At 72.8% G+C, this 15,598-nt stretch carries 16 protein-coding genes and 1 pseudogene; 12 read left to right on the forward strand and 5 right to left on the reverse strand.

From position 1 onward, the window contains the following. The first annotated feature begins 132 nt into the window (after nucleotides 1-132). A pseudogene (locus ACZ5XS_RS24960) lies at nucleotides 133-1,288 on the forward strand (MFS transporter). A 19-nt stretch (nucleotides 1,289-1,307) separates the two neighbouring features. Here ACZ5XS_RS24960 and ACZ5XS_RS24965 read toward each other — a convergent pair. Further along, nucleotides 1,308-1,943 carry a TIGR03085 family metal-binding protein gene (locus tag ACZ5XS_RS24965; RefSeq protein WP_468654765.1) on the reverse strand — a complete coding sequence of 212 codons (636 nt, stop codon included), beginning with the start codon at nucleotides 1,941-1,943 and terminating at the stop codon, nucleotides 1,308-1,310. Between the two features lie 82 nt (nucleotides 1,944-2,025). Between ACZ5XS_RS24965 and hisI the strand changes: the two genes are divergently transcribed. From hisI to lgt, 11 genes are all read left to right on the forward strand, one after another. Beyond that, nucleotides 2,026-2,424 carry a phosphoribosyl-AMP cyclohydrolase gene (gene hisI, locus ACZ5XS_RS24970; RefSeq protein ID WP_217237277.1) on the forward strand — a complete coding sequence of 133 codons (399 nt, stop codon included), beginning with the start codon at nucleotides 2,026-2,028 and terminating at the stop codon, nucleotides 2,422-2,424. A gap of 11 nt (nucleotides 2,425-2,435) precedes the next feature. Next, a complete protein-coding gene (locus ACZ5XS_RS24975; RefSeq protein WP_468654767.1) occupies nucleotides 2,436-3,914 on the forward strand; it encodes an anthranilate synthase component I in 1,479 nt (492 codons plus the stop codon). Nucleotides 3,915-3,965: 51 nt separating this feature from the next. After that, nucleotides 3,966-4,607, forward strand: coding sequence for a TIGR02234 family membrane protein (locus ACZ5XS_RS24980; RefSeq protein ID WP_468654874.1), 642 nt, complete (start codon nucleotides 3,966-3,968; stop codon nucleotides 4,605-4,607). Between the two features lie 409 nt (nucleotides 4,608-5,016). Further along, the gene (locus ACZ5XS_RS24985; protein WP_468654769.1) at nucleotides 5,017-5,268 is read left to right on the forward strand and encodes an HGxxPAAW family protein; all 252 of its coding nucleotides are present in this window, start codon (nucleotides 5,017-5,019) and stop codon (nucleotides 5,266-5,268) included. A gap of 91 nt (nucleotides 5,269-5,359) precedes the next feature. After that, on the forward strand, nucleotides 5,360-5,812 hold the full coding sequence (locus ACZ5XS_RS24990) for a DUF2752 domain-containing protein (protein WP_468654771.1): 453 nt from the start codon (nucleotides 5,360-5,362) through the stop codon (nucleotides 5,810-5,812). A gap of 166 nt (nucleotides 5,813-5,978) precedes the next feature. Continuing rightward, complete coding sequence (gene trpC, locus ACZ5XS_RS24995) at nucleotides 5,979-6,788, forward strand: indole-3-glycerol phosphate synthase TrpC (RefSeq protein WP_468654773.1); 810 nt, start codon at nucleotides 5,979-5,981, stop codon at nucleotides 6,786-6,788. A gap of 21 nt (nucleotides 6,789-6,809) precedes the next feature. Then, nucleotides 6,810-7,001, forward strand: coding sequence for a tryptophan biosynthesis modulator TrpM (trpM, locus tag ACZ5XS_RS25000; protein ID WP_468654775.1), 192 nt, complete (start codon nucleotides 6,810-6,812; stop codon nucleotides 6,999-7,001). A 115-nt stretch (nucleotides 7,002-7,116) separates the two neighbouring features. Next, nucleotides 7,117-8,403 carry a tryptophan synthase subunit beta gene (trpB, locus tag ACZ5XS_RS25005; RefSeq protein ID WP_468654777.1) on the forward strand — a complete coding sequence of 429 codons (1,287 nt, stop codon included), beginning with the start codon at nucleotides 7,117-7,119 and terminating at the stop codon, nucleotides 8,401-8,403. Then, on the forward strand, nucleotides 8,400-9,218 hold the full coding sequence (gene trpA / locus ACZ5XS_RS25010; RefSeq protein WP_468654779.1) for a tryptophan synthase subunit alpha: 819 nt from the start codon (nucleotides 8,400-8,402) through the stop codon (nucleotides 9,216-9,218). Before trpB ends, trpA begins: the two co-directional genes overlap by 4 nt. 89 nt (nucleotides 9,219-9,307) lie before the next feature. Further along, nucleotides 9,308-10,084, forward strand: coding sequence for a DsbA family protein (locus ACZ5XS_RS25015; protein WP_468654781.1), 777 nt, complete (start codon nucleotides 9,308-9,310; stop codon nucleotides 10,082-10,084). Between the two features lie 95 nt (nucleotides 10,085-10,179). After that, nucleotides 10,180-11,145: a prolipoprotein diacylglyceryl transferase gene (gene lgt / locus ACZ5XS_RS25020; protein ID WP_468654783.1), complete on the forward strand. Its 966-nt coding sequence runs from the start codon at nucleotides 10,180-10,182 to the stop codon at nucleotides 11,143-11,145. Between the two features lie 51 nt (nucleotides 11,146-11,196). Here lgt and ACZ5XS_RS25025 read toward each other — a convergent pair whose 3' ends face one another. From ACZ5XS_RS25025 to ACZ5XS_RS25040, 4 genes are read right to left on the reverse strand one after another with little or no spacing between them, the layout of a single operon-like run. Further along, complete coding sequence (locus ACZ5XS_RS25025; RefSeq protein ID WP_468654785.1) at nucleotides 11,197-12,033, reverse strand: HpcH/HpaI aldolase/citrate lyase family protein; 837 nt, start codon at nucleotides 12,031-12,033, stop codon at nucleotides 11,197-11,199. Then, nucleotides 12,030-13,238: a CaiB/BaiF CoA transferase family protein gene (locus ACZ5XS_RS25030; protein ID WP_468654787.1), complete on the reverse strand. Its 1,209-nt coding sequence runs from the start codon at nucleotides 13,236-13,238 to the stop codon at nucleotides 12,030-12,032. The genes ACZ5XS_RS25025 and ACZ5XS_RS25030 overlap by 4 nt, the downstream gene beginning before the upstream one ends. 32 nt (nucleotides 13,239-13,270) lie before the next feature. Further along, complete coding sequence (locus ACZ5XS_RS25035) at nucleotides 13,271-14,200, reverse strand: ribokinase (RefSeq protein ID WP_468654789.1); 930 nt, start codon at nucleotides 14,198-14,200, stop codon at nucleotides 13,271-13,273. Further along, a complete protein-coding gene (locus ACZ5XS_RS25040; RefSeq protein ID WP_468654791.1) occupies nucleotides 14,197-15,597 on the reverse strand; it encodes an ADP-ribosylglycohydrolase family protein in 1,401 nt (466 codons plus the stop codon). The genes ACZ5XS_RS25035 and ACZ5XS_RS25040 overlap by 4 nt, the downstream gene beginning before the upstream one ends. Nucleotide 15,598: the final 1 nt, after the last annotated feature.

The following is a 15,598-nucleotide window of genomic DNA, read 5'->3' on the forward strand; positions in this document are numbered from 1 at the left end:
GCTCCACCGGCTGTCCGAAAGGCCCCCCGAAAGGCCCCCGTGAGCGCCGCACTCACCCAGGCGACCGTCACCGGCAGACCGGCCCACCGCGACGGCAACGTCCTGCGCTGGCTCGACGCCTACACCTGCTCGATGCTCGGCGACAGCGTGTACTACATCGCCCTGTCCTGGGCGGCCGTACAGGCCGGGACGCCCTCGCAGGCCGGGGTGGTCATGGCGGTGAGCGCGGTTCCGCGGGCCCTGCTGATGCTGGGCGGGGGCGTGATCGCCGACCGGTTCGGGCCGCGCAGGGTCGTCATCGGCAGCGACGTGGTGCGCTGCGCGGCCGGGCTCGCGGTGGCCGCGCTGCTGTTCCTCACCAGCCCCGGGCTGTGGCCGCTGGCCCTGCTCGCCCTGGTCTTCGGCACCGTCGACGCAGTGTTCATGCCCGCCGTGGGCGCCCTCCCCGCGCACGCGCGCGAGCCGCGACCAGCTCGCGCGCGTGCAGGGCATGCGAGGCCTCGCCATCCGGTTTGCGAGCATCGTCGGCGCCCCGCTCGGCGGCCTCGCCGTGGCGGTCGGCGGCGCGGCGGCGGCGTTCGGGCTGGCGGGCCTGCTGATCGCGGTGTCGGTGCCGCTGCTGGTCTCCGTACGACTGCGGGACCTGCCCCCGGACGACAAGACGGCCGCCCGCGCCGGCACCGCCTGGCGCGACCTGGTGGCCGGACTGCGCTACCTCCGCCGGCACCGCGTGCTCGCCCCGCTGATGGTGGCCATCGCCCTCGGCGACCTCGGCTTCGTCGGCCCGCTGAACGTGGGCCTGGCCCTGCTCGCCGACGAGCGCGGCTGGGGCGCCTCCGGCATGGGCTGGGTGCTCGCCGGCTTCGGCACCGGCGCGGGCGCCGCCTCCCTGCTGCTGACCGTGCGCGGGCGCCTGCCGTACGCCGGGCAGGTCGCGGCGTACGCCATCCTCGCGGGCTCGGTCGCGATCGGTGCCCTCGCCTTCGTCCCGGGCGTCCTCACGGCCGTCGGGGTGGCCCTGCTCATCGGGCTGCTCGCCGGGCTCAGCGGCGCCATGTGCGGCGCCCTGCTGCAGACCCAGGCCGACCCCGCCCACCTCGGCCGGGTCACCGCGGTCTCCGGCCTGGTGAGCCTCGGCTTCGCCCCGCTGAGCATGCCGCTGTCCGCCGCGGCCATCGGTGCCTGGGGGACCGGCCCGGTCTTCGTCGTCAGCGCCGTGGTCTGCGGGCTGGGCGGGGTCGTCGGCCTCGGCGCACGGGACCTGCGGCGCGCGGAACTGCCCCGCTGAGGCCCCCGTGCGCCGGGTCTCAGATACCGAGCTGCTTCGACCCGTGCAGCTTGTCGATGGCCTCCTTGTCGCCGTCCAGCTCCACCTTGGCCGCGTTCTGGCGGCCGTAGAGGAACAGCAGCAGCTCCGACGGCTCGCCGGTCACCGTCACGACCGGCGTGCCGCGGTGGGCGACGGCGGTCTGGCCGTCGGGACGGCGCAGCACCAGGCCCGTCGGAACGCTGCGGCCCATCAGGCGGGCGGTGCGCTCCAGCCGGGACCACAGGGCGTCCTGGAAGACCTTGTCGAGTTCGCGCGGTGACCAGTCGGGCTGGGCGCGGCGGACGTCCTCGGTGTGGACGTAGAACTCGATGGTGTTGGACGCCTCGTCGATCTGCTTGAGGGAGAAGGGCGAGAACCGGGGCGGGCCGGTCCGGATCAGCTGGACCAGTTCCTCGTACGGCTTGGCCGTGAACTCGTCCATCACCTTCTCCAGGCGTGGCCCGAGCTGCTTGATCAGCATCCCGCCGGCCGCGTCGGGGCGGCGCTCGCGCACCACCACGTGCGCGGCCAGATCACGGGTGAGCCAGCCCTCGCACAGAGTCGGGGCCTCCGGGCCCGCGGCCTCCAACAGGTCGGCGAGGAGAAGTCGTTCACGCTTGGCGAAAGTCGACATGACGTCAGCCTACGGCCGTCTCCCCGGTCCGCACAGTGGACACCCCACGGTGACTGTCAGTGGCGGACGGCACAATGGCACCATGACCAGCAGCACGCCCCGCCAGCCCAGCCGGCTCGACCCCGAGATCGCCGCGCGTCTCAAGCGCAGCGCCGACGGGCTCCTGCCCGCCATCGCCCAGCAGTACGACACGGGGGAGGTGCTGATGCTCGGCTGGATGGACGACGAGGCGCTGCACCGCACGCTCACCACAGGCCGCTGCACCTACTGGTCGCGCAGCCGCCGCGAGTACTGGGTCAAGGGCGACACCTCCGGCCACTTCCAGTGGGTCAGGTCCGTGGCCCTGGACTGCGACGCGGACACCGTGCTGGTCAAGGTCGACCAGGTCGGCGCCGCCTGCCACACCGGCGCCCGCACCTGCTTCGACGCCGACGTGCTGGTCAAGGACGCCGATTCCGGCGTACCGGCCGCGGATCAGTAGGGTCAGCCGCCATGGACCTCGAGACGTTCCGCAAGCTGGCCACCGACCGCCGCGTCATCCCCGTCACCCGCAAGCTCCTCGCGGACGGCGACACCCCGGTCGCGCTCTACCGCAAGCTCGCCGCCGAGCGCCCCGGCACCTTCCTGCTGGAGTCCGCGGAGAACGGCCGCTCGTGGTCCCGTTACTCGTTCGTCGGCGTCCGGTCCGCGGCGACCCTCACCGCGCACGACGGGCAGGCCCGCTGGGTGGGCACCCCGCCCGTCGGCGTCCCCGTCGACGGCGACCCGCTCGTCGCCCTGCGCGCCACCATCGAGGCCCTGCACACCCCGCACCAGGAGGGCCTGCCGCCCTTCACCGGCGGCATGGTCGGCTACCTCGGCTACGACATCGTGCGCCGCCTGGAGAAGATCGGCCCCGGCGAGCGCGACGACCTCAGGCTGCCCGAGCTGACCATGCTCCTCACCAGCGACCTCGCCGTGATGGACCACTGGGAGGGCTCGGTCCTGCTGATCGCCAACGCGATCAACCACAACGACCTCGACACCGGCGTCGACGAGGCCCACGCCGACGCGGTGGCCCGCCTGGACGCCATGGAGGCCGACCTGTCGCGGGCGGTCGCCCAGCCCCCGGCCGTCCTGCCCCCCTCCGAACTCCCCGAGTACACGGCCCTGTGGGGCGGCCCCGACTTCCAGGAGGCCGTCGAGGACGTCAAGGAGCGCATCCGCGCGGGCGAGGCCTTCCAGGTCGTCCCGTCGCAGCGCTTCGAAACACCGTGCACGGCAAGCGCGTTGGACGTGTACCGGGTGCTGCGCGCGACGAACCCCTCCCCGTACATGTACCTGTTCCGCTTCGACGGCTTCGACGTCGTCGGCTCCTCCCCCGAGGCACTGGTCAAGGTCGAGGACGGGCAGGCCATGGTCCACCCCATCGCCGGCACCCGGCACCGCGGGGCCACCCCGCAGGAGGACCAGGCCCTCGCCGACGAACTGCTCGCCGACCCGAAGGAGCGCGCCGAGCACCTCATGCTGGTCGACCTGGGTCGCAACGACCTCGGACGGGTCTGCGAGCCGGGCTCGGTCGAGGTCGTCGACTTCATGTCCGTCGAGCGGTACTCGCACGTCATGCACATCGTCTCGACGGTCACCGGCAAGGTCGCCGCGGGCCGCACGGCCTTCGACGTCCTGACGGCCTGCTTCCCGGCGGGCACCCTCTCCGGGGCGCCCAAGCCCCGCGCCATGCAGATCATCGACGAACTGGAACCGTCCCGCCGCGGCCTGTACGGCGGCTGCGTGGGCTATCTGGACTTCGCCGGCGACTCCGACACCGCCATCGCCATCCGCACGGCCCTGCTGCGGGGCGGCACGGCCTACGTCCAGGCGGGCGCCGGCATCGTCGCGGACTCCGACCCGGTCGCCGAGGACCAGGAGTGCCGCAACAAGGCGGCGGCGGTCCTGCGCGCGGTCCACACGGCCAACCGGCTCGGCAAATAGGGCGCTTATCACTGAACCCCGGGTGACGGTTCGCCCGTGGTTCAGGCGATAGTGGAGTACGTGACTCCCGTACCTCACCCCCGTTCCGAAGCCGCAGGACCCGCCCGGGCCGGCCGCCGGAGTCTTGCCGTCGCCCTGCTCAGCGGGGCGCTCGGCGCGGCCGTGGCGTTGCTCGCGACCCGCCAGGAGTGGTCGCAGGGCACCGCGACGGTGGCCGGCGGCAGCTTCCCGCTGACCGCCACGGGCAGCGACGTGACGGGCGTGCCCGCGTCCCTGGCCATAGTGGGCCTCGCCGCGCTCGTCGCCGTCTTCGCCGTCCGCCGGGCCGGCCGCTTCCTGGTCGCCGCCCTGCTCGCGCTCTCCGGCGCCGGCACCATCGCGGCGGCCCTCCTCGGCGTCGGCGACAGCTCCGCGCTCGACGAGCAGGCCGCGAAGGCCTCCGGCGACACCTCGGCCACCGTCGACGCCCTCTCCCACACCGCCTGGCCCTACGTCGCGGTCGCCGGCGGTGCCCTGCTCCTCTTGGCCGGCCTGCTCGCCCTGCGCTACGGACGCCAGTGGCCCGCGATGTCCGGGCGCTACGAGCGCTCCGGCGCACCCCGTCCGCGCCGCCAGGCGCCCGCCGTCGACCCCGACCGCCCCGAGGACATCTGGAAGGCCCTCGACCGGGGCGAGGACCCGACCAGCGCGTAGGCCATCCGGCGGTCGCGCGGTCAAGGCGGCTACGGGGGTGGGGGGTTCGGTGATGTGCCGGGTGCGGGTGTGTGGGGGCTGGTCGCGTAGTTCCCCGCGCCGCTGGGGGGTGCGGGTCCGTGGGGGCTGGTCGCGCAGTTCCTCGTGCCGCTGGGGGGTGCGGGTCCGTGGGGGCTGGTCGCGTAGTTCCTCGTGCCGCTGGGGGGTGCGGGTGCGTGGGGGCTGGTCGCGTAGTTCCTCGTGCCGCTGGGGGGTGCGGGTGCGTGGGGGCTGGTCGCGTAGTTCCTCGTGCCCCTGGGGTGCCCCCGACGCGCGAGGGCCGACCCCCGGACACCGGGCACGCGCGCGTGCGGAACAATGAGGCATGAGCGTCCGGCTCAGACACGTACACAGCAACGAGGAGCAAGTCATGGCGGGCAGCAGCCACGGTCACACCCCGGCCGCCTGGACCGGTGTCATCATCGCCTTCATCGGTTTCACCGTCGCCGGCGCCTTCATGGTGCTGGCCGAGCCGGCGGGCTTCTGGGGCGGCATGGTGATCGTGGTCCTCGGTGGCGTGGTCGGCTGGATCATGCGGAAGATGGGACTGGGGCAGCCGAAGAGCAACCACCCGGTGCACGAGGTCACGGGCGAGCGCGAGCCCGCCCGCGTCGAGGGCTGATCGCGTACGACTTCGTGAAGGGGCGGCCCGGTGTGACGCCGGGGCCGCCCCTCACGCGCGTCCAGGGGCTCGTACAGGGCACAATGCGGGCGTGGACGCCGACAGCCGGAGCACCCGGACGACATCGCCCTGCGACGCCCCCGACAAGGGCGTGCCGGGACGGCTGGCCGTGCCGGCGGGAGTCCTCGCGGCGGTCGTCGGGGCCTTCGCGTACGTGGGCACCGTGGACCCCAACCAGCCCGGCCACTACCCCGTCTGCCCGCTGCTGCGCCTCACCGGCATCTACTGCCCGGGCTGCGGCGGGCTGCGCAGCGCGCACGCCTTCGTCCACGGGGACTTCGTCGCGGCGCTCGGCGACAACGCCCTGGCGGTCGTCGGCTACTTCGCCTTCGCGGTGGTGTGGACCGTCTGGGTGGTCCGTGCGGTGCGCGGACGGCCGGCGAGGATCGTTCTCGGGCCGGTGCAGCTGTGGAGTCTCGGCGCGTTGGTGCTGGTCTTCACGGTTGTCCGGAACCTGCCGTTCGGTGGCTGGCTACACCCTTGATCAATTGACGAAGGTCCAGGTAGTGGGACCGGCGTCAACCGGATGCGAGGCCTACGCCCTCCTGCGGATACCATCGAGGTGACCACCCGTTTCGTCTGATGAGGCGGTCCGGTCGACAGAAGCTTTACCGCTTGAACAGTCAACCGTCTGGAAGGGGGCCGCTCGCGTGAGTGTGCTCGACGAGATCATCGACGGAGTCCGTGCCGACCTCGCGGAACGGCAGGCGCGCGTCAGCCTCGACGAGCTCAAGGAGCGCGCGGCGAAGGCTCCCGCGGCCAAGGACGGGCTCGCCGCACTGCGGGGCGACGGCGTCAAGGTCATCTGCGAGGTCAAGCGCTCCAGCCCGTCCAAGGGCGCGCTGGCCGCGATCGCCGACCCGGCCGGCCTCGCCGCGGACTACGAGGCGGGCGGCGCCGCCGTCATCTCCGTACTGACCGAGGAGCGCCGCTTCGGCGGCTCGCTGGCGGACCTCGAAGCGGTCCGCGCGCGCGTGGACATCCCCCTGCTGCGCAAGGACTTCATCGTCACCTCGTACCAGCTGTGGGAGGCCCGGGCCTACGGCGCCGACCTCGCGCTGCTCATCGTGGCCGCCCTGGACCAGCCGGCGCTCGAGTCCCTCGTCGAGCGCGCCGAGTCGATCGGGCTCACCCCGCTCGTCGAGGTGCACGACGAGGACGAGGTGGAGCGCGCGGTGGACGCGGGCGCCAAGGTGATCGGCGTCAACGCGCGCAACCTGAAGACGCTGGAGGTCGACCGCACGACCTTCGAGCGGCTGGCGCCGGAGATCCCGGACCACCTCGTCAAGATCGCCGAGTCCGGCATCCGCGGCCCGCACGACCTGATCGCGTACGCCAACGCCGGTGCCGACGCGGTCCTGGTGGGCGAGTCCCTGGTGACCGGCAAGGACCCCAAGACGGCGGTCGCCGACCTGGTGGCGGCGGGCGAGCACCCCGCACTCCGGCACGGCCGGGGCTGACGGCTCGCTAAACTGACCGCGATGACGCTCCCGATCACCCTGACGACCCCGGACCGGTACGCCCGCCTGGCGCGCGGCTGCCGGCCCCGCGGCTGCCGTGCGCCCGCACGCAGGGTGCACGGGCGTCGGGTGCGGTACGTCATCGGTGACGAGCCGGGCCAGGTGAACGGCATGCGATGGCAGCGCCCCGCGAGGGGCGCGGGGCAGTTCTGACCATGCGGCTCCGCCGCATGCGCGCGACACGCCACAGCCGGCCCACGGCCGACTGACGAACCCCGCCCCCACGGCGACACGTGTCTGTCCACCACACTCACCGTGAGGCTCAAGCATGCCCAGCGAGTTCTTCATTCCCGACCCCGAGGGCCGGATCCCCAGCACCGAAGGCTACTTCGGCGCGTTCGGCGGCAAGTTCATCCCGGAGGCGCTCGTCGCCGCCGTGGACGAGGTCGCCGTCGAGTACGAGAAGGCGAAGGGGGACCCCGAGTTCGCGCGCGAACTCGACGACCTCCTCGTCCACTACACCGGCCGGCCCAGCTCCCTCACCGAGGTGCGGCGGTTCGCCGAACACGCCGGTGGCGCCCGGGTGTTCCTCAAGCGCGAGGACCTCAACCACACCGGCTCACACAAGATCAACAACGTGCTGGGCCAGGCGCTGCTCACCAAGCGCATGGGCAAGACCCGCGTCATCGCCGAGACCGGCGCCGGTCAGCACGGCGTCGCGACCGCCACCGCCTGCGCGCTGTTCGGGCTCGAGTGCACCATCTACATGGGTGAGATCGACACCCGGCGCCAGGCCCTCAACGTGGCCCGGATGCGGATGCTCGGCGCCGAGGTCATCGCCGTGAAGTCCGGCAGCCGCACGCTGAAGGACGCGATCAACGAGGCGTTCCGCGACTGGGTCGCCAACGTCGACCGCACCCACTACCTGTTCGGGACCGTGGCCGGACCGCACCCCTTCCCGGCCATGGTGCGCGACTTCCACCGGGTGATCGGCGTCGAGGCCCGCCGCCAGATCCTGGAGCGCGCCGGACGCCTGCCCGACGCCGCCATCGCCTGCGTCGGCGGCGGCTCCAACGCCATCGGCCTCTTCCACGCCTTCATCCCGGACGCGGACGTACGCCTCATCGGCTGCGAGCCCGCCGGGCACGGGGTGGAGACCGGCGAGCACGCGGCGACCCTGACGGCCGGCGAGCCCGGCATCCTGCACGGGTCGCGGTCGTACGTCCTCCAGGACGAGGAGGGCCAGATCACCGAGCCGTACTCGATCTCGGCAGGTCTGGACTACCCGGGCATCGGCCCCGAGCACGCCTACCTCAAGGACAGCGGCCGCGGCGAGTACCGCGCGGTCACCGACGACGCGGCCATGCAGGCCCTGCGTCTGCTGTCGCGGACCGAGGGCATCATCCCGGCCATCGAGAGCGCCCACGCGCTGGCCGGTGCGCTGGAGGTCGGCAGGGAGCTCGGCAAGGACGGGCTGATCGTGGTCAACCTGTCCGGGCGCGGCGACAAGGACATGGACACGGCCGCCCGCTATTTCGACCTGTACGACACCGACGCCCAGGTCGCCGCCGACCAGGACGTCGACACCGCCGAGATCGAGGGGGACGCCAAGTGAGCGGGAACATCCAACTGCTGGCCGACACCCTCGCCGCCGCCAAGGCGGAGGGGCGTTCCGCGCTCATCGCCTACCTCCCGGCCGGGTTCCCGACCGTGGACGGCGGCATCGAGGCGATCAAGGCCGTCTTCGACGGCGGCGCGGACATCGTCGAGGTCGGTCTGCCGCACAGCGACCCGGTCCTCGACGGCCCGGTCATCCAGACCGCGGACGACATCGCCCTGCGCGGCGGCGTCAAGATCGCGGACGTCATGCGGACGGTCCGCGAGGCCCACGAGGCGACCGGGAAGCCGGTGCTCGTGATGACGTACTGGAACCCGATCGACCGCTACGGCGTCGAGCGCTTCACCGCCGAGCTCGCCGAGGCGGGCGGCGCCGGGTGCATCCTGCCCGACCTGCCCGTGCAGGAGTCGGCGCTGTGGAGGGAGCACGCGCACAAGCACGGGCTCGCGACGGTCTTCGTGGTGGCGCCCAGCAGCAAGGACGAGCGGCTCGCCAAGATCACCGCGGCGGGCAGCGGATTCGTCTACGCCGCCTCGCTGATGGGCGTCACCGGCACCCGCGCGTCGGTCGGCGAGCAGGCCCAGGACCTGGTGCAGCGCACCCGGGCCACCGGCACCGACCTGCCGGTCTGCGTCGGGCTCGGCGTCTCCGACGCGGGGCAGGCCGCCGAGGTCGCCGGCTTCGCAGACGGCGTGATCGTCGGTTCGGCCTTCGTCAAGCGGATGCTGGACGCGCCGGACGACACCGCCGGGGTCGAGGCGGTCCGCGCGCTCGCCGGTGAGCTCGCGAAGGGCGTGCGCGGGAAGGCGTAGCAAGGCGGGACATTTCGTACGGGTCACTCGAACGGGTGGACCTGGGACCGGGGAGGCGCGGTGCGCCTCCCCGGTTCGTTCTGCGGGATGTGAGCGAGAAGAATCGAGAGGGAAAGCGCACCGCCCGGGAGCGGCTGGCGGAAGAGCGCGAGAAACAGAAGTCCGCGGAGAAGCGGCGCCGGGTGCTGATCGTGGGCGCGAGCGTGGTCTGCGTCCTGGGTCTCGCGGCAGTGATCGGCGTGGTCGCGGCGAACGTGGGCAAGGACGACGGCAGTGACTCCGCGGGCCCGGTCGTGGTGCCCTCGGGGGCCAAGGGCAAGGACAGCCTCGCCATCCCGGCCGGCCAGGAGAGCGCCAAGTCGACGCTCGCCATCTGGGAGGACTTCCGCTGCCCGGCCTGCAAGGCCTTCGAGACCGCGTACCGGCCGGTGATCCACGAGCTGACCGCCTCCGGGCAGCTGAAGGTGGAGTACCACCTGGCGACGATCATCGACGGCAACATGGGCGGCACCGGCTCCCGCACGGCGGCCAACGCCGCCGCCTGCGCACAGGACGCCGGAAAGTTCACGGCGTACCACGACGTGCTGTTCGACAACCAGCCCCCGGAGACCGACGACGCCTTCGCCCGGACCGGCAAGCTCATCGAGCTGGCGGCCAAGGTCGACGGCCTCGACACGACCGCGTTCCGTACGTGTGTCGAGAAGGGCACCCACAACAGCTGGGTCGAGAAGTCCGCCGCGGCCTTCCGCAACGGCGGCTTCAGCGGCACGCCGACGGTGATCCTCAACGGCAAGAACATCTACCAGGACCAGACCATGACCCCGGCGAAGCTGAAGCAGCTGGTGCAGGAGGCCGACACGGCGTGACCGGCGGTTGAGGAGCTTTCACACCCGCCCGTTATGGACCCGTAGCCGGGCTGCCCGCCGTGGGCCCGGTCCGGCACGGTAGCGTCGACCTTGCCATGGAACTTGCCTACATTCCCAGCCCGTCGCGCGGGGTGCTGTACATCGGCCCCATTCCGCTGCGCGGCTACGCGTTCTGCATCATCATCGGCGTCTTCGTAGCCGTCTGGCTCGGCAACAAGCGCTGGCTCGCCCGGGGAGGGCGGGCCGGCACGGTGGCCGACATCGCGGTCTGGGCCGTGCCGTTCGGTCTGGTCGGCGGCCGGCTGTACCACGTGATCACGGACTACGAGCTGTACTTCAGCGAGGGCCGTGACTGGGTGGACGCCTTCAAGATCTGGGAAGGCGGTCTCGGCATCTGGGGCGCGATCGCGCTCGGTGCGGTGGGTGCCTGGATCGGCTGCCGCCGCCGGGGCATCCCCCTGCCCGCCTGGGCCGACGCCCTCGCCCCGGGTATCGCCCTCGCCCAGGCGATCGGCCGCTGGGGCAACTGGTTCAACCAGGAGCTGTACGGCAAGGAGACCGACCTCCCCTGGGCCCTGCACATCACCTCGTCCGCGGACGGCCGGGTGCCCGGCTACTACCACCCGACGTTCCTGTACGAGTCGCTGTGGTGCATCGGCGTCGCCCTGCTCGTCATCTGGGCCGACCGCCGCTTCAAGCTGGGCCACGGCCGGGCTTTCGCGCTGTACGTCGCCTCGTACTGCGCGGGCCGGTTCTGGATCGAGTACATGCGCGTCGACGACGCCCACCACATCCTGGGCCTGCGCCTGAACAACTGGACCGCGATGGTCGTGTTCGTGCTCGCGGTCGTCTACCTCGTGCTGTCGGCGAAGAAGCGGCCGGGCCGGGAAGCGGTGGTCGAGCCGGGCGCCGAGCCCGCCGACGGTGACAGTGCCTCCGGCGGCGAGCCCGGGGACGGCACCGAGGCCGACGAGAAGGCCGGGGACGGGGCCGAGTCGGAAGCCGAGGCAGAGGCTGACAACGAGGTCAAGAACGAGGCCGGGTCGGGGAAGAAGACCTGACGGCCGGTCGCACATCGACGAGGGCGCCCTGGGATCTCCGGGCGCCCTCAGTCATGTGTGGTTCCGGCGGGCCAGTGACAGCGTGCGTCGCGCTGCCGCCACCACCGCCGCGTCGACGAATCTTCCGTCCGGCAGCGCCTGGGCGCCCTGGTCCGTCGTCGCCGCCTTGACGATCGTCTCCGCTTCCTCGATCTCCTGCTCCGTGGGCAGGTAGGCCCGTTCGATGACCGGGAGCTGCCGTGGGTGGATGGCGGCGCGGCCGAGGAAGCCGAGGGCGCGGCCGTGGACGCAGGACGCGGCGAGGGCGTCCAGGTCACGGATGTCGGGGTGGACCGACTGGGGTGGCGGGGCGAGGTCCGCCGCCCGCGCGGCGACCACCACGCGGGAGCGGCACCAGTCGAGGCCCGCGTCGTCCCGCACGCCCAGGTCGGCGCGGAGGTCCGCCTCGCCGACGGCGATGCCGCGCAGGGCCGGGTGTGCACAGGCGATGGCGTAGGCGCGTTCGATACCGAGGGCCGATTCCAGGAGAGCGTGGAGCGGGGGCCCGCCACCGTCGGCGGGGGCCGTGTCCTCGGCGACGCGGATGATCTGCGCGGGGCAGGTCACCTTCGGCAGGCGCAGACCACGCACGCCCGGGAGGGCCGCCACCGCCGCCAGATCCGCCGCCGCGAACGGTCCGTCCAGGGCGTTCACGCGGACGTGGACCGGTACCGGCTGCGGCTCGGAGAGGAGTTCGGCGGTGGCCTCGCGGGCGTACTCCTTGCGGTCGGGGGCGACCGCGTCCTCCAGGTCGATCACGACGACGTCGGCGCCGCAGGCGAGGGCCTTGGTGACCACGCGCGGGCGGTCGCCGGGGACGTACAGCCAGGTGAGCGGGGATGCCGTCATACGGTGCCCTCCTCCCGCAGGGCGTCGAGGTCCGCCGGTGTCAGGCCCAGTTCGGCCAGGACCTCCGCGGTGTCGGCGCCGTGCGGGCGGCCCGTCCAGCGGATCGCGCCCGGGGTGGCGGAGAGGCGGAACAGGACGTTCTGCATGCGGAGGGGGCCCAGTTCGGGGTCGTCGACCGTGGTGACGGTGTCGAGGGCCTGGTACTGCGGGTCGGCCATCACGTCCCTGACGTCCTGGATCGGGGCGACGGCCGCCTCCGCCTTCTCGAACGCCGCGAGGACCTCGGTGCGGGTGCGCTCGGCGATCCAGGAGCCGACCGCCTCGTCGAGGATGTCGGAGTGCGCGGCTCGCTCGGCGCCTGTGGCGAACCACGGCTCGTCGATCAGCTCCGGGCGGCCGACCAGGCACATCACGCGCTCGGCGATCGACTGGGCGGAGGTGGAGACGGCGACCCAGGTGCCGTCCGCCGTGCGGTAGGTGTTGCGCGGGGCGTTGTTCTGGGAGCGGTTGCCGGTGCGCGGCTGGACGTGGCCGAGCTGGTCGTACCAGAGGGGCTGCGGGCCCAGGGCCAGCAGGATCGGTTCGATCAGCGCCATGTCGACGACCTGGCCCTCGCCGGTGCGGTCGCGGGCGGCGAGCGCCGTCATCACCGCGTACGCCGTGGCGAGGCCGGCGATCGAGTCGGCGAGGCCGAACGGCGGGAGCGTCGGGGGCGCGTCCGGTTCGCCGGTGATCGCGGCGAAGCCGCTCATCGCCTCGGCGAGGGTGCCGAAGCCGGGGCGGTGCGCGTACGGGCCGAACTGGCCGAAGCCGGTGACCCGGGTGAGGACCAGGCGGGGGTTGGCGGCCGACAGTTCCTCCCAGCCGAGGTCCCATTTCTCCAGGGTGCCGGGGCGGAAGTTCTCGATCACGACGTCCGCGGTCGCGGCGAGGCGGAGGAGGGTGCTGCGGCCGGCCGGCTTGGAGAGGTTCAGCGTGATCGTGCGCTTGTTGCGGCCGAGCAGCTTCCACCACAGACCCACGCCGTTCTTCGAGGGGCCGTGCCCCCGGGAGGGGTCGGGCTTGGCCGGGTGCTCGATCTTGATGACCTCCGCGCCGAAGTCGCCGAGCATCGTGGCGGCGAGGGGACCGGCGAAGAGGGTGGCGAGGTCGAGGACGCGCAGGCCGGTGAGGGGGGCGGGGGCCGTGGGCCGGTCTGCGCTCATGGGCTGGTCCGCCGTCCTGCGGTGGTCTGGTGTCATGCGGTGTACCCCGCTTCGATCTCGGAGCGGTACGGCATCGAGGCGGAGGCGCCCGGACGCTGTACGGAGAGCGCGGCAGCCGTGGCCGCCCACTCCAGTGCCTCGCGCGTCGGGCGGCCCTCGCCGAGGGCCACGGCCAGGGCGCCGACGAAGGTGTCACCCGCGCCGGTCGAGTCCACGGCGGTGACCCGCGGGGCGGGGACGGTGAACGGCTCGGCTCCGCCGGCCGCGTAGCGGCTGCCGGCCGCGCCCAGGGTGACGACCACCTCCGGGACCCGATCCAGCAGGGCGGCGGCCGCGCTGTGCGGGTCGGTGAGGCCGGTGAGGGCGGCGGCTTCGTGTTCGTTCGGCACCAACAGGTCGGTGGCGGCGAGGAGTTCGGGGGGCAGTGGCTGGGCGGGCGCGGGGGTGAGGACCGTACGCACTCCGTGTTCGCGGGCCGCCCGGGCGCCCGCGAGGACCGCGGCCAGGGGGATCTCCAGTTGGAGGAGCAGGGCGTCGGCGGAGGCGATCAGGCCCTCGTCGCCGGGGGCGAGGTGGTCGACGGTGCCGTTGGCGCCGGGGATCACGACGATCGCGTTGCCGCCCTCGTCGTCCACGACGATGTGCGCGGTGCCGGAGGGGCCCTCGGTGGTGCGCAGGTGGTCGGTGTTCACGCCGATGGGGGTCCCCCCGCTCGAGCGAAGCCGAGAGTGGGGGAGCTCCAGGGTGGAGCGCAGGCGCGCGCCGAACGCGTCGTTGCCGACCGCGCCGATCATCGCGACGGTGGCGCCCGCGCGGGCCGCTGCGATCGCCTGGTTGGCGCCCTTGCCGCCGGGGATCGTGCGGTACTCCCGGCCCGTCACGGTCTCTCCGCGCTGCGGGGCCTTCTCGACGTAGGCGACGAGGTCCATGTTCGTGCTGCCGAGCACGACGATGTGGGTCATGGGCGGGGTGCCTCCAGGTGGGTGAGCTCGTGGGTGAGGCGGGCCGGTGTGTCGAACCCGGTGCCGTTGAAGTCGCCGACGGACGTGGACAGACGGTTCTTGAGAGGGGCCGTCCAGCGGTCGGGGAGGGCGGCGGGGGTGCCGGCTAGGAGGGCGGCGATGCTGCCGGTGGTGGCGCCGTTGGAGTCGGTGTCCCAGCCTCCCGCAACGGCACGGCAGATGGAGCCGGTGAAGTCGCCGTCCGCGTGGGTGAGGGCGGCGGCGATCAGGGCGGTGTTGGGGATGGCGTGGACCCAGTGGTGGGTCGGCGCGTGGGTGGCGTGGAGCGCGTCGACGATGGTGTCGAAGTCGTCGTGTTCCCGGGCCAGTTGCATGGCGTGGGTGACGGCCTGTGCCAGGCGGGAGGCCGGCGGGATGACGGTGAGGCCCGTGCGCAGACAGGTGTGGACGTCGTGGGTGCCGGTGGCTGCCCGGGCGATGGTGGCCGCGACGAACATCGCCGCGTAGACGCCGTTGGCGGTGTGGGTGAGGGTGGCGTCCCGGTGGGTCTGCTCCGCGGCGGCCGCGGGGTCGCCGGGGTTGGTCCAGCCGTGGACGTCGGCGCGGATCAGGGCGCCGATCCATTCGCGGAAGGGGTTGCGGTGGCGGGCCGTACGCGGGGGTTCCAGGCCGGTGAGGAGGTTGCGGTAGGCGATGCGTTCGGCGGTGAACGTGCGGCCGGCCGGGAGTTCGTCCAGCCAGAGGGATGCCACGTCCTTGGTGGTGAAGGACTTGCCGTGGCGTTGGAGCAGGAGGAGGTTGAGGAGGGGGTAGTTGAGGTCGTCGTCCTCCGGCATGCCGTCGATGTTCTCGGCGAGGGAGGTTTGTGCCGAGCGGCGGTTCCAGGGGTGCGCCGTCAGGAGTTCGGTGGGGACTCCTCGGGCGGTGAAGTACGTGTTCAGGGGCCAGTTGCCGGTGGATCGGGCGAGGCGGCGGATGGCTTCCAGGGGGAGCTTCTCGACGGGTTTGCCGAGGAGGCAGCCGACGGCTCTGCCCAGCCAGGCGGCTTCCAGGCGGGCCTGGCCGCCTGCGAGGTCCGTCCGGGCCGCCCCCGCACGACTGCCCGCAGGCTGTGTGGGCCAGGCCGGGCAGACGGCCTTGATTCGCGCGAGGTCCGTGGGCTCGCGGTCCGCCAGCCTGCTCGGCAGGTCCGCCAGTTCGTCCAGCAGGTCCTCGGCGAGCTGCCGTAGGTATCTCGAGACCGGTTCCGGCGAGGCGCCCGCTCGCAGGGGGGCTTCCTTGCCGCCCGCCGCCCTCCATCTCGCCGCGATCGCCGACGGCTCGCGGCCGTCCTGGGCCGCCTGGTGGAGTTCGTGGCCGATCAGGTCCTCGGGCTGGACCCAGGTGAGGCGGAGCATC

It is taken from the genome of Streptomyces sp. NPDC033131, from assembly GCF_055578365.1.

Coding starts and splice junctions, on each gene's coding strand:
- ACZ5XS_RS24965 (WP_468654765.1), bottom strand. CDS start 1,943: ATGTCGACTTTCGCCAAGCGTGAACGACTTCTCCTCGCCGACCTGTTG.
- hisI (WP_217237277.1), top strand. CDS start 2,026: ATGACCAGCAGCACGCCCCGCCAGCCCAGCCGGCTCGACCCCGAGATC.
- ACZ5XS_RS24975 (WP_468654767.1), top strand. CDS start 2,436: ATGGACCTCGAGACGTTCCGCAAGCTGGCCACCGACCGCCGCGTCATC.
- ACZ5XS_RS24985 (WP_468654769.1), top strand. CDS start 5,017: ATGGCGGGCAGCAGCCACGGTCACACCCCGGCCGCCTGGACCGGTGTC.
- trpM (WP_468654775.1), top strand. CDS start 6,810: ATGACGCTCCCGATCACCCTGACGACCCCGGACCGGTACGCCCGCCTG.
- trpB (WP_468654777.1), top strand. CDS start 7,117: ATGCCCAGCGAGTTCTTCATTCCCGACCCCGAGGGCCGGATCCCCAGC.
- lgt (WP_468654783.1), top strand. CDS start 10,180: ATGGAACTTGCCTACATTCCCAGCCCGTCGCGCGGGGTGCTGTACATC.
- ACZ5XS_RS25025 (WP_468654785.1), bottom strand. CDS start 12,033: ATGACGGCATCCCCGCTCACCTGGCTGTACGTCCCCGGCGACCGCCCG.
- ACZ5XS_RS25030 (WP_468654787.1), bottom strand. CDS start 13,238: ATGAGCGCAGACCGGCCCACGGCCCCCGCCCCCCTCACCGGCCTGCGC.
- ACZ5XS_RS25035 (WP_468654789.1), bottom strand. CDS start 14,200: ATGACCCACATCGTCGTGCTCGGCAGCACGAACATGGACCTCGTCGCC.
- ACZ5XS_RS25040 (WP_468654791.1), bottom strand. CDS start 15,597: ATGCTCCGCCTCACCTGGGTCCAGCCCGAGGACCTGATCGGCCACGAA.